10 protein-coding genes are annotated in these 12,797 nt (G+C 62.8%); 7 read left to right on the top strand and 3 right to left on the bottom strand.

Annotated features, from left to right (window positions below):
• Positions 1 to 57 precede the first annotated feature (57 nt).
• Positions 58 to 2,535, top strand: a complete 2,478-nt coding sequence (locus KI235_RS10440; protein ID WP_039011172.1) for a TonB-dependent receptor — start codon at positions 58 to 60, stop codon at positions 2,533 to 2,535.
• A 42-nt stretch (positions 2,536 to 2,577) separates the two neighbouring features.
• Here the strand turns inward: KI235_RS10440 and KI235_RS10445 are convergent, their stop codons facing one another.
• Both KI235_RS10445 and KI235_RS10450 read right to left on the bottom strand, forming a co-directional pair.
• Positions 2,578 to 4,200, bottom strand: a complete 1,623-nt coding sequence (locus KI235_RS10445; RefSeq protein ID WP_003200149.1) for an MFS transporter — start codon at positions 4,198 to 4,200, stop codon at positions 2,578 to 2,580.
• A 205-nt stretch (positions 4,201 to 4,405) separates the two neighbouring features.
• The gene (locus KI235_RS10450) at positions 4,406 to 6,049 is read right to left on the bottom strand and encodes a GMC family oxidoreductase N-terminal domain-containing protein (RefSeq protein WP_028237271.1); all 1,644 of its coding nucleotides are present in this window, start codon (positions 6,047 to 6,049) and stop codon (positions 4,406 to 4,408) included.
• Positions 6,050 to 6,179: 130 nt separating this feature from the next.
• Here KI235_RS10450 and KI235_RS10455 point away from each other — a divergent pair, with 130 nt between their 5' ends.
• The 3 genes from KI235_RS10455 (at position 6,180) to KI235_RS10465 (ending at position 8,982) form a co-directional block, all read left to right on the top strand.
• Positions 6,180 to 7,064 (top strand): LysR family transcriptional regulator, encoded by an 885-nt coding sequence (locus tag KI235_RS10455; RefSeq protein WP_039011177.1) that lies wholly within the window; start codon positions 6,180 to 6,182, stop codon positions 7,062 to 7,064.
• Positions 7,065 to 7,196: 132 nt separating this feature from the next.
• Positions 7,197 to 7,568, top strand: coding sequence for a c-type cytochrome (locus KI235_RS10460; protein WP_003200154.1), 372 nt, complete (start codon positions 7,197 to 7,199; stop codon positions 7,566 to 7,568).
• Between the two features lie 115 nt (positions 7,569 to 7,683).
• Positions 7,684 to 8,982, top strand: coding sequence for a D-arabinono-1,4-lactone oxidase (locus KI235_RS10465; protein WP_161796648.1), 1,299 nt, complete (start codon positions 7,684 to 7,686; stop codon positions 8,980 to 8,982).
• 82 nt (positions 8,983 to 9,064) lie between these two features.
• On the opposite strand, the gene KI235_RS10470 is transcribed toward KI235_RS10465, so the two are convergent.
• The gene (locus KI235_RS10470; RefSeq protein ID WP_003200158.1) at positions 9,065 to 10,009 is read right to left on the bottom strand and encodes a transporter; all 945 of its coding nucleotides are present in this window, start codon (positions 10,007 to 10,009) and stop codon (positions 9,065 to 9,067) included.
• A 206-nt stretch (positions 10,010 to 10,215) separates the two neighbouring features.
• Here KI235_RS10470 and KI235_RS10475 point away from each other — a divergent pair, with 206 nt between their 5' ends.
• From KI235_RS10475 to imuA, 3 genes are all read left to right on the top strand, one after another.
• Positions 10,216 to 11,259, top strand: a complete 1,044-nt coding sequence (locus KI235_RS10475; protein WP_003200160.1) for an AraC family transcriptional regulator — start codon at positions 10,216 to 10,218, stop codon at positions 11,257 to 11,259.
• Between the two features lie 282 nt (positions 11,260 to 11,541).
• Positions 11,542 to 12,159 (top strand): transcriptional repressor LexA, encoded by a 618-nt coding sequence (lexA, locus tag KI235_RS10480; RefSeq protein ID WP_013692700.1) that lies wholly within the window; start codon positions 11,542 to 11,544, stop codon positions 12,157 to 12,159.
• Complete coding sequence (imuA, locus tag KI235_RS10485) at positions 12,159 to 12,791, top strand: translesion DNA synthesis-associated protein ImuA (RefSeq protein ID WP_003200164.1); 633 nt, start codon at positions 12,159 to 12,161, stop codon at positions 12,789 to 12,791. Before lexA ends, imuA begins: the two co-directional genes overlap by 1 nt.
• The last annotated feature ends 6 nt before the right edge of the window (positions 12,792 to 12,797 follow it).

Below are 12,797 nucleotides of genomic sequence, written 5' to 3' on the forward strand. Positions count from 1 at the left end.
CTCATCGTTCGGCTCTTCCTCAGTGAGTTTTTATCGACCGTTTTGGGGAGGGGAAATATGCCTTGGGTAAGCGCGCCAGGCCGTCTGGTGTTTGCAGTGAAAATCGGCTTGCTGGCTGTCACCACCGCCGGCGCCACGGCCGTGAATGCCAACCCGGTTCCAGGCGCCTCGGTGCAGCAGCGTTCGGTGCAGGCCTACGATATCGGCGCCGGCAGCCTGGTGGATGTGCTGACCCGTTTCTCCAGCGCCGCCGGTGTCGCCCTTTCGTTTGATGCCCGGCAACTGGAGGATCTGCAATCGCCCGGCCTGAGAGGTTCTTTCGGCGTGGCTGACGGCTTCGCTCGCATTCTTGGCGGGAGCGGCTTGCAAGCTGAGCCCCAGGCCAACGGCACGTACGTGCTGCGCCGGTTGCCCGCCAACGGTTCGGTCATGGAACTGGGAGCAACCAGCATCGAGGCACAGATGCTCGGGGCGACCACCGAGAACAGTGGTTCCTACACGACGGGCGCGGTGACCATCGGCAAGGGCGAGCACTCCCTGCGCGAAACGCCGCAGTCGGTGACGGTGATCACCCGCAAGATGCTCGATGACCAGAACCTCAACACCATCGATCAAGTGATGGAAAAGACCCCCGGCATCACCGTCTACGACTCGACCATGGGCGGCAAGTATTTCTATTCCCGTGGGTTCCGGATGTCCGGTCAGTATCAATACGACGGCGTTCCGCTGGACATGGGCAACAGCTATGTCCAGGCCGACAGTTTCAGCAGCGACATGGCTTATTACGACCGGGTCGAAGTCCTGCGCGGTGCCGCAGGGATGATGAAAGGCGCGGGCGGTACTTCCGGTGGCGTCAATTTTGTCCGCAAGCGTGGCCAGGCCACGGCCCAGACCGAACTCAGCCTCTCGGGCGGCACTTGGGACAACTACCGCGGGCAGGTCGATACCGGTGGCCCGTTGAATGATTCCGGCACCGTGCGGGGCAGGGCGGTGATCGCCGAGCAGAGCCGGCATTATTTCTACGACGATGCCCGGCGCAAGGACCAGATTTATTACGGTGCCCTGGATTTCGATCTGTCGCCCGACACGACGCTCGGCGTGGGCGTTGCCTATGAAGACGTCGATGCAAGCCCTTGCTGGGGCGGGCTTCCTCGCTACCGCGACGGCAGCGATCTGAAACTCAGCCGTTCCACTTGCCTGGATCCGTCGTGGAACACTTGGCGCAGCCAACGGACCACGGTGTTCAGCGATCTCAAGCATCAGCTCAATGACGACTGGGCGGTGAAGGTAGCCGGTGTCTATACGAAAAATACCCAGGACATCAAATACGCCTTTGCATCGGGTTCGGTGGCGCCAGGCACCTCGACCACCAACCTGCTGGGCAGCATGTACGACTACGACCAGGTCGATTACGGCCTCGACGCCTACCTGGACGGCAAGTTCGACGCCCTGGGGCAGCAACATGAATTGATCGTTGGTTTCAACGCCAGTCGTTCGGACAAGGATGACTTCTTCTCGGTGGCACTGCTGCCACAGAAGCAGAACGTGTTCGATCCGGATCGACATATTCCCGAACCGGACGACAGTTACTTCATCGAAAACTCGACGCGCGGTGGCCCGGTCAAGACCGTTACCCAGCAGCAAGGCATGTATTCGACCCTGCGCCTGAAACTGGCGGACCCGCTGACCTTTGTCGTCGGCAGTCGGGTGAGCTGGTACCGCTCCAAGACCGACTCGGTGTTCCTCACGGGTGGTTCGGAGCACGCCAAGAGCACGGAGACCGGCCAGGTCACGCCGTTTGCCGCCGTGCTGCTGGACCTCAATGAGCACCTGACGGCCTATGCCAGTTATTCGGATATCTTCACGCCCCAGGGCAACTATCGCTCCGAAAGCGGCGCGGCGCTCAAGCCCCTGGTGGGCGAGAGTTATGAGTTGGGGATCAAGGGCGAGTGGTTCGAGGGACGCTTGAACAGTGCTTTCAACCTGTTCCGCACGCTGCAGAAAGACCAGGCCCAGACCGACTACAACTCAAGTTGTGCGTCCTCGGACGGTTACTGCTATGAGAACGCCGGCAAGGTTCGCGCCCAGGGCTTCGAAGCCGAGATCAGCGGTGAAGTCATCGAGCGCCTGCAACTGCTTGCCGGCTACACCTACACCCAGACCAAGACCCTCAGCGACATAGACACCAGCCTCAACGGTGGTTCGTTCAACAGTTATGTGCCGCGTCATGTGCTGCGCCTGTGGGGCGATTATGCCCTCGGCGGAGCGTTCGAACGGTTCAGTGTCGGTGCCGGGGTCAATGCCCAAAGCGACAACTTCCGGGTATCGCCAGCGACGGGCGAGAAGATCACCCAGGCCGGTTATGCCGTGTGGAATGGCCGCGTCGGCTACCGCATCGATGACACCTGGTCGTTGGCCCTCAATGGCAACAACCTGTTCGACAAGCGCTACTACACCACCATCGGTACCGAGGGTTTCGGTAACTATTACGGTGAGCCGCGCAACTTCACCATGACCGTGAAGGCGCGCTTCTGATCCGCTGGCGAGGGCGCCAGTGCCCTCGCCACGGTTTCGTCCTCAGTTTTTATCCAGGTCCACGTTCCGGGTTTCCCGCAGGCAGATCATGCCCACCACCAGGCTCACCCCGGTGATCACCACCGGGTACCACAGCCCATAGAAAATATCCCCGGTGTAGACCACCAGGGCGAACGAGACGGTGGGCAGGAAGCCGCCGAACCAACCGTTGCCGATGTGATAGGGCAGGGACATGGAGGTGTAGCGAATGCGGGTCGGGAACAGTTCGACCATCAACGCTGCCAGCGGTCCGTAGCACATCGCGGAGATGATGATCAGCGCCACGATCAAGGCCACGATCATCGGCCGGTTGATCTGCTGGGTATCGGCCTGTTGCGGGTAGCCTGCCAGGGTCACGGCGCCGCGCAGGGCGGCTTCGTCGTAACCTTCGAGTTTCACGTCACCGACGCTGACCTGCACCGTGCTGCCGGCCGGGGCCGCGACGCTGCTGTAGGGCAGGCCTTGCTTGACCAGGAAGGTCTTGACCTTGTCGCAAGGGCTGTCGAAACGCGCCTTGCCCACCGGGTCGAACTGGAAGGTACAGGTTGCCGGGTCGGCGATCACGGTGATCGGTGCCTGGCGGCTCGCCTGGTCGATGGCCGGGTTGGCGTAGTGGGCCAGGGTCTTGAAGATCGGGAAGTACAGCGCGGTGGCCAGCAGCAGGCCGATCATCAGCACCGGTTTGCGCCCGACCTTGTCCGACAGCCAGCCGAAAAAGATGAAGAACGGTGCGCCGATCACCACGCTGACAATCAGCAAGCTGTTGGCCAGGGCCGGGTCCATCTTCAGGAACTGGGTGAGGAAAAACAGCACGTAGAACTGCGCGGCATAGAAGGTCACCGCTTGCCCGGCGTTGATGCTGAACAGGGCGATCAGCACCACCTTGAGATTCTCCCATTTGCCGAAGGATTCGCGGATCGGCGCCTTGCAGCACTTGCCTTCTTCTTTCATTTTCAGGAAGGCCGGCGACTCATGCAGGCTCAGGCGAATCCAGGTGGAGATGCCCAGCAGCAGGATCGACAGCAGGAACGGAATGCGCCAGCCCCAGACTTCGAACTGATCGCCGGTGAAGTAGCGACAGCCCAACACCACCAGCAGCGACAGCAACAGCCCGAGGGTAGCGGTGGACTGAATCCAGCTGGTATGAAAACCGCGCTTGCCCATTGGCGCGTGCTCGGCAACGTAGGTCGCCGCGCCACCGTACTCACCGCCCAGGGCCAGGCCCTGGAGCATGCGCAACACCACCAGGATGATCGGCGCGGCGATGCCGATGCTGGCGTAGTTGGGCAGCAGGCCGACGCAGAACGTCGCCAGGCCCATGAGGATGATGGTCGCCAGGAAGGTGTATTTGCGCCCGATCATGTCCCCCAGCCGGCCGAACACCAGTGCCCCGAATGGCCGCACGATGAAGCCGGCGGCGAACGCCATCAGGGCGAAAATGAACGCGGTGGTGTCGTTGACCCCGGCAAAGAACTGCTTGCTGATCACCGCCGCCAGGGCGCCATAGAGGAAAAAGTCGTACCACTCGAACACCGTCCCCAAGGACGAGGCGAAGATGACTTTCTGGGTTTCCTGGCTGGTGCCGACGCTGCGCGTGGCTTCCAGGGACTGAACATGCTCGGACATAGCGGTATCCCTCACAGTGATTGTTTTTGTTGTTCCACTGCGACGCCGGGGTGGCGTCTCCTGATTTGACACACTTTCCTTGAATCGACCCATCCCCTTGTGGGAGCGAGCTTGCTCGCGATAGCGGCGGCACATTCAACCTATGCGTGGCAGACAGACCGCTATCGCGAGCAAGCTCGCTCCCACAGGGGGGCTCTGCTGTTTTTCAGACCGTGGCCGGCTCCTTCTGGGGCGTGGTGATTCTTGTGTCTGCCTCAAGCATCATCTGCGCCGCCTTCTCGGCAATCATCAAGGTCGGCGAGCAGGTGTTGCCCGAGGTGATGCGCGGCATGATCGAGGCGTCGGCGATGCGCAGGCCCTTGATGCCGTGGACACGCAGTTGCGCATCCACCACCGCGTCGCGATCCTGGCCCATGCGGCACGTGCCGACCGGGTGGAAAATCGTCGTGCCAATCCGGGCGGCGGCCTGGTGCAGCTCCTCTTCGGTTTGCAGGCTGGGGCCCGGCAGGTATTCCACCGGTTTGAACGCGCTCAGGGCCGGGGCCGCGACGATGCGTCGGGTCAGGCGGATGGCGTCGGCGGCGACCCGCAAGTCTTCGGGATGGCTCAGGTAATTGGGTTGGATCAGCGGTGCTTCGTGCGGGTCGGGCGAACGAATGTCCACCCGGCCACGGCTTTGCGGGCGCAGGTCGCAGACCGATGCGGTGAACGCCGGGAAGCTGTGCAGCGGTTCGCCGAAGCGTTCCAGGGACAACGGTTGTACGTGGTATTCGAGGTTGGCCGAGGCCTGTTCCGGGCCCGAGCGGGCGAATGCACCGAGCTGGCTGGGGGCCATGGACAGTGGGCCGCTGCGGTCGTACAGGTAGCGCAGGCCCATGCCCATCTTGCCCCACAGGGTGCCGGCGATCTGGTTCAGGGTGCGGGCGTTTTCCAACTGGTAGATCAGCCGCAGTTGCAGGTGGTCCTGCAAGTTGCCGCCGACACCGGGCAGTTCATGGGTCACACCGATGCCCAGGCGTTGCAGCAGGCTGCGCGGGCCGATCCCGGAACGTTGCAGGATGCCCGGCGAGCCAACGGCCCCGGCGCACAGGACAATTTCCTTGCGGGCCTTGAAGGTCATGCCCTTGCCTTGCCAGCGCGCGCTGACGGCGTGGGCGCGGTCGTCACGCAGCAACACGCGGTCGACCTCGACGTCGGTCAATACCGTGAGGTTGGCGCGGTGGCGAATCGGCTTGAGAAACGCCTTGGCCGCGTTCCAGCGTACCCCGGCTTTCTGGTTGACCTGGAAGTAGCCGCAGCCTTCGTTGTCGCCGCTGTTGAAGTCGTCGACGTTGGGGATGCCGCTCTGTTCGGCGGCGCTGCGGAAGGCATCGAGAATCGGCCATGACAAGCGCTGGCGTTCGACCCGCCATTCCCCAGCGGCGCCGTGGAATTCGGACGCGCCGGCAAAGTGGTTTTCACTCTGGCGGAACAGCGGCAGCACATCGTTCCAGGCCCAGCCGGAATTGCCCTCGGCGGCCCAGCTGTCGTAGTCCGTCGCCTGGCCGCGCATGTAGATCATGCCGTTGATGGAGGAGCAGCCACCCAGGACCTTGCCGCGAGGGTAGCTCAGGGCGCGCCCTTGCAGGCCTGGTTGTGCTTCGGTCTTGAAGCACCAGTCGGTGCGTGGGTTGCCGATGCAGAACAGGTAGCCGACCGGGATGTGAATCCACGGATAGTTGTCGCGCCCACCGGCTTCGAGCAGCAGCACCCGGTGTTGCGGATTGGCCGACAGCCGATTGGCCAGCAGGCATCCGGCAGGGCCGGCGCCCACGATCACGTAATCGTATTCATCGACGACAGGTTGCATTCGCGACCTCATTCTTGTTTTTGTGGGATCCATCCTAGTTGTTAGTTTTCGTCAAAAGAATGTTAGTTTTTGCGCAGCGGCTGTGCGTTTATAAACAGTCATGCCTTCAGGCGCGTTCAAGGATCGCTTCATGTTCGACTGGAATGACCTGCGTTATTTCCTGGAGCTGCAACGCAGCGGACGTCTGCTGACGGCTGCACGGCGGCTGAACACCACCCACGCCACCGTGGCCCGGCACATCGAGGCCATCGAAAAAAGCCTGGGCTCCGCGCTGTTTGTCCAGCATGCCCAGGGCTATGAACTGACCCCGGCCGGCGAGACGCTGCTCAAGCACGCCGAAGCCATGGAAAACGTGGCGTTGCTGGCCCAGGAGGACATCACCCAATCCAGTGCGCCCCTGGGCAAGATCCGCCTGGGGGTGACCGAAGGGCTGGGCATCATGTTCCTCGCCAGTCGCATGGACGGGCTGTTCCAGCGTTATCCGGGGCTGGAAGTGGAACTGGTGGCGGTGCCGCGCTTTGTCAGCATCCTCAACCGTGAGGCGGAAATCAGCATTCACCTCGAACGCCCGGCGGCCGACCTGCTGGTCACCCGCAAACTCACCGACTACAGCCTGGCGCTGTACGCCAGCCAGGCCTACCTGGACCGCTCGCCAGCACTGCGCAGCCGCGAGGACCTGGCCCGCCACGCCTGGATCGGGTATGTCGATGACCTGCTGTTCAGCCAGGAACTGATGTTCCTCAACAGCTTCTGCCGCAACCCTCGGGTGGTGTTCCACAGCACCAGCGTCATCGCTCAGCAACAGGCCGCGCGCTCGGGCCTGGGGATCGCCGTGCTGCCTTGCTACATGGTCAGCGGCGACCCGACGCTGGTGCCGTTGCTGCCGGACGAAACCATCCGCCGCAGCTACTGGATCAGCACTCGTCGCGAACTGCACAAATCCGTGCGATTGCGGGTGCTGTGGGATTACGTGGTGCAGTTGTGCGAGCGTGAGCAGGGGCTGCTGTTGCCCTGAGCAAGCTCCCTCGCCAGGGTGCATATGTCCTGGCCGCCCAAGCCCCCTTTTATGGCCCCCAATGACCTCAAGCCGATGCAGTGGCGTGCCTTAGTGTTGACCCACAACAAAAGCGCCGCCGAGAGGGCCTCTATGCCGGCTACCACGCCTTCAACCGTGTTCCACTCAGCCTTCATCGTGCTGCTCGGCACCCTGCTCACAGGGTGCGGCGAAGAGGCCAAGCCGCCCGCGCCCACGGTGTTCACGGCCATGCCCAGCGATGCGGCGCTGGCCCAGGTCTACGACAGCAGCTGCAAGCTCTGCCACGCCAACCCCGCTGCCGGGGCGCCGTTGACCGGCGATACGAACGCCTGGGCGCCACGGGTGGCCCAGGGCGCCGACACCCTGCTGGACCACGCGATCAACGGCTACAACGGCATGCCGCCGATGGGCCTGTGCATGCACTGTTCCGAAGAGCAGTTCCTGGCCCTGATCGCCTTCATGTCCGGCCAACACTTCCAATAATAACTACGGGTACTACGGCATGACGATGGACTCCTCACGGCGCCGGTTGCTGCAACAGGCCGGTGTTGTCGCAGCCTTTACGGCCCTGGGCAGCCAGGGCGCCCTGGCCGAGCTGATGCGCGCGCCGCGGCTGATTCCATGGCGCAACTGGTCCGGTGCGCAGAGTTGCCTGCCGGCGGCGCGCCTGGCCCCCAAGGACCTCGATGAACTGGTGAGCGTGGTGAGACGCGCCGAAGGGCGGATTCGTCCGGTGGGTTCCGGGCATTCCTTCAGTGCCCTGGTGCCCACTGACGGCACCTTGTTGTCGCTGAGTTTTTTCAGCGGCCTGTTGGCTCATGATGCAGCCAGCCTGCAAGCCGAGTTCGGCGGCGGCACGCCCATGTCCCGCATGGGCCCGGCGCTCAAGGCCATCGGCCAGGCACTGCCGAACATGGCCGACGTGGATTACCAGACCCTGGCCGGTGCCATCGCCACCTCGACCCACGGCACTGGCAAGGCCTTCGGCTCGTACGCGTCCCAAGTGGTCGGCCTGCAACTGGTGACGGCCAGCGGTGCGGTCCTCGATTGTGATGCCCAGCGTCATCCTGAAGTGTTCAAGGCCGCTCGGGTGTCCCTTGGCGCGCTGGGGCTGGTGACCCGCGTGCGCCTGCAGAACCGCGCCGCCTATCGCTTGCGCGAGCACCAATGGGTGGCGAAAACCGAGGAGTTGCTCGAAGACGTGGACACCAACACCCGGGACAACCAGCACTGGGAAATGCAGGTCGTCACCCATTCCGACTATGCGTTGTCGATCGCCCTGAACGAAACCACCGATCCGGCCACGCCGCCGATCAGCCCCGAGGAGGAGGGTGGCAACGAATTCGTCAGCCTGATCGAAAACCTCGACAAGTACGGCAGCGACTTTCCAGCGATCCGGCGAGCGCTGCTCAACAGCCTGCGGCTGGTGGCCGATTTCGACGACCGGGTCGGTGACTCCCATGACATCTATGCCAACGCTCGCACCGTGCGCTTCAACGAGATGGAGTACTCGGTGCCGGCCGAACACGGCCCGGCGTGCCTGCGGGAGATTCTGGCGCTGATCCGCGACAAGGACCTGCGCACCTGGTTTCCCATCGAATACCGCTACGTGAAGGCCGACGACATTGCCTTGAGCATGTTTGAAGGCCGGGACAGTTGCTCGATCTCGGTGCACCAGCATTACCAGATGGACCATCACAATTTCTTTGCCGCCATCGAGCCGATCTTCTGGAAATACCAGGGTCGTCCGCATTGGGGGAAATTGCATTCGCTGAACGCCAAGGCGCTCCAGGCGCTGTACCCGCGCTGGACGGAATTCACCGAGGTGCGCCAGGCGCTGGACCCCAGCGGCAAGTTCCTCAATGGGCATCTTTCATCGATTCTGGGTTTGAGCTGAAGGAAGAACCTGTGGGAGCGAGCCTGCTCGCGAAGCAGGCGACTCGGTCTTATGACAAAACAAGCGGTATGGCTGCATCCATTCAAAACGCAAACGGAATACTGACCTTGGCCCAGAGCATTTCGCCCTCGGTGCGGTTCTCCACTGCAAATTCCTTGGCCCAGCGGATTTCGGCGCTGGCGTACTTGAGGAAGGTCAGGTGCAGCGCCGGGCCGATGGCGAAGACCTGGCCGCGCACACCATCGTCGACGTCCTGCCCGGCGAATTGCACGGTGCGGCCGTACTGTTTGTCGTCGGTGGTCTGTTTGAGGTAGTAGCCGTTGAGCCCCAGCATCACGTTGTCGGTCAGGCGGTAGCTGGCGGAATAATCGAAGTGGAAAATCTGCCCCGAACGGTAGTCGGTGTCCTTGTTCTTGCGGTTGAAGCTGTAGGTGGTTTTCATCGACACCTCGGTGTTTTCCGTGGGCAGCCAGGTGAAGGAAAACAGCGGCTTGTAGGTGTAGAAATTGTTGCTGGTATTGGCCAGTCGATCGGTGCTGTATTCGCCGGTCGGCACGGTGATTTCCACCGCCGCGGCCAGGGTCAGGTTCTTGCCCATGTCCCAGAGCACGATGGGCGAAATCGTGGTGTCGCCCATGCCCTCGCGGGTGTCATGCAGGCCGAACACCGAGACTTCCTGCTTGAGCCACGGCTGGGCGATGTAGATCCCCAGGCGCCCACCGGCCACCCGCAACGGGCTCAAGTAATCGATGCGCGGGATCACCGCCGTGGATTCGATTTCGACATTCGGCACTTCGCCGCCCAACGAACTGATGTTGAGCTTCCGGGCCTTGTAGTGGTTGTAGTAGACGTTGAACGCAACCATGTTGTCCGGAAGGCTGTCGACCTCCAGCGGCAGCATGAAGAAGCCATCTGTACCGGGGCCGATGTTGTCGACCCCGGCTTCGGTAGCCAGGGCCGGCAAGGCACTGGCGCAGGCCAGGCCGAGGGTCAATTGCAAGGCGAGTGTCGTGCGGATCGGGTTCATGTGGGGGCTCATTATTATTGTTGGTGATGCACCGAAAGTCCGAGCCATACAAATAAGCCGTTCGCCGCCAACAGGGCAGGGTATTGGCGGCCATACAGGGGACTTGGGCGGCCAGATTTTTGTGCCCCTTGATCCGCTGGGGCATGCTAACTTTGTGAAACAACCGGTTACAAAAACGCCACCTAACGTGCTCCGGAACCCGCCCCATGCAGATGAAAGTCATCGACCCGACCTATGAATTGGCGCTGGTATCGCCATTCCTGCTGCAGACCCTGGCCGAAGTGGTGGCGGACAAAGGCTTCGATGCCGCCAGCCTGTGTCGCGGCCTGGGGTTCGGCCTCGATGATCTGCAAGATCCCGCCCAGCGCATTTCCTACCGCCAGGCCGTGGTCATGATTCAACGGGCGCTCAAGCTGTTACCCGACCAGGGGCTGGGGTTGTGGGTGGGCGACCGCAACGTGCTTGGCACCCTCGGCCTGTTGGGCCACGTCTTATCGCTGTGCGAAACCCTGCGCGATGCCTTTGCCCTGGGCGTCCGTTACCAGCACACTAGCGGCGGCATCGCCGTGGCCAGCGTCGAAGAAGCCACTGACCGCATCATGGTCGAGGCGATCTGCCGCCTGCCTTTCGCCGAGATCCAGGTGTTTGCCGTGGAAGAGTTCTTCGCCAGCCTGATGGTCTATGGCCGGGCGCTGGCGGGGCCCGACTTCAAGCCCCAGGCCGTGGAGTTCATGCACGCCGCGCCGTCCTATGCCCAGCAATACCAGCGGATTTTGGGACCGGATGTGCACTTCGGTTGCCGACACAATCGCATGCTGATCGACGTGCGCTGGCTGGATATGCGTTTGCCCAATCACCACCCGTTGGCCCTGCGCCAGGCATTGGCCTTGCTGGAGCAGGAGGCCACCGAGGTACACCAGAAAATCGATCTGATCCAGACCGTGGAACGGGCGATTGCCCGGGACCTGACCCGGGGCAGCCATATCGAGAAAATCGCCAGCGATCTCAACATGAGCAGCCGCACTCTGCGTCGGCGCCTGACCGAACACAACCTGACCTTCGAGGCCTTGCTCGAACAAGTGCGCCGTGGCCGGACCCTGAACCTGTTGGCCAACCCTGGACTGTCCATCGAGCGCATCACTGAAGAAGTCGGCTATAGCGATGTGCGCAGTTTTCGCCGGGCGTTCCGACGCTGGACAGGCATGAGCCCGAGCGCATTTCGCAACGAGAGCGCCGACGCCCGGCTCTAAGGATATGTCCAAACAGTATTTCTCAAGCCGTGTGAGAAGCGACCTGACAGTCGGCCTGGTTCTGCAGCCGTACCTCGATCCAACTGTGGGAGCAAAGCTTGCTCGCGATGGCGGTGGGTCAGCCTCCATGGATGTCGAATGGCCTGATGCCTTCGCGAGCAGGCTCGCTCCCACAAGGTAATGCTGTTCACTTGAGGAAAAGTGTTGATACCTGTGGCCAGAGATTGCTCCCGCTGTGAACTGACTGGCGGCGCTTGTCAGAAAAATCCTTAAAGAGTACAAATGTACTCCATGACGACTCTCACTCCCCGCCGTACCGCCATCCTGACTTTCATCCGCGAACGCATCGCCGATCAGGGCCAGCCTCCCAGCCTCGCTGAAATCAGCGAGGCGTTTGGTTTTGCCTCCCGCAGTGTGGCGCGCAAGCATGTGCTGGCGCTGACCGAAGCCGGTTTCATCGAGGTCAATCCGCACCAGGCCCGGGGCATTCGCTTGCTGAACCAGCCACCACGACCCGAGTTGCTGGACGTGCCGGTGCTGGGGCGAGTGGCCGCCGGGCTGCCGATTGGTGCCGATGCCGAGGTCCACAGCCGCCTGATGCTGGACCCGGCGATTTTTACCAAGGCGCCGGATTACCTGCTGCGGGTCCAGGGCGATTCGATGATCGAGGACGGCATTCTCGACGGTGACCTGGTGGGCGTGCAGCGCACACCGCAGGCCGCCAACGGCCAGATTGTCGTGGCGCGTCTGGACGGTGAAGTCACCATCAAGCGCTTCGAGCGCATTGGCGAGCGGGTGCGTTTGTTGCCGCGCAACCCGGCCTACCAGCCGATCATCGTCGAGGCCGATCAGGACCTGGCGATAGAAGGGGTGTTCTGTGGCTTGGTGAGGCAAGGCTGATGGGCGCCGTCGTTGCGCTGGACACGCTGTTCAACGGCGGCCAGGTCTGGAAGGGTCGGCCTGCGCCGCCAGCCGCCAGCCCGCAACCCACCGGCCATGCGGCGCTGGATGCGGCGTTGCCCAGTGGTGGCTGGCCGGAGGCGGCGTTGACGGAACTGCTTATCGCCGCGCCGGGCGTGGGTGAGTTGCAACTGGTGTGGCCGACCCTGGCGCGGCTGTCGGCGGCGGGGGAGCGGATCGTGCTGGTGGCGCCACCGTTCGTGCCCTATCCCCAGGCCTGGCAGAACGCTGGCGTCGACCTGCAACAGTTGTCGGTGATCCGCGCCGATGAGCGCGATGCCCTGTGGGCCACCGAACAGTGCTTGCGTTCGGGCAGTTGTGGCGCGGTCCTGTGCTGGCCCCGCCAGGCGGACGACCGGGCCTTGCGCCGTTTGCAAGTGGCGGCGGAAACCGGCCAGACCCTGGCATTCGCCTGGCGCTCGATCCAGGAGGCCATCAACCCGTCGCCGGCGGCGCTGCGCATCGCCATCGATACTCGGCCGGCGCAGTTGCGCGTGCTCAAATGCCGCGGCGGGGTGGCTCGTTCGGCGCCGATTGCCTTTGCCACGCTCGCCCCACAAACCGGGCATTGAGGTTGC

This window comes from Pseudomonas sp. St386 (assembly GCF_018325865.1).
Lineage (GTDB): Bacteria > Pseudomonadota > Gammaproteobacteria > Pseudomonadales > Pseudomonadaceae > Aquipseudomonas > Aquipseudomonas brassicacearum.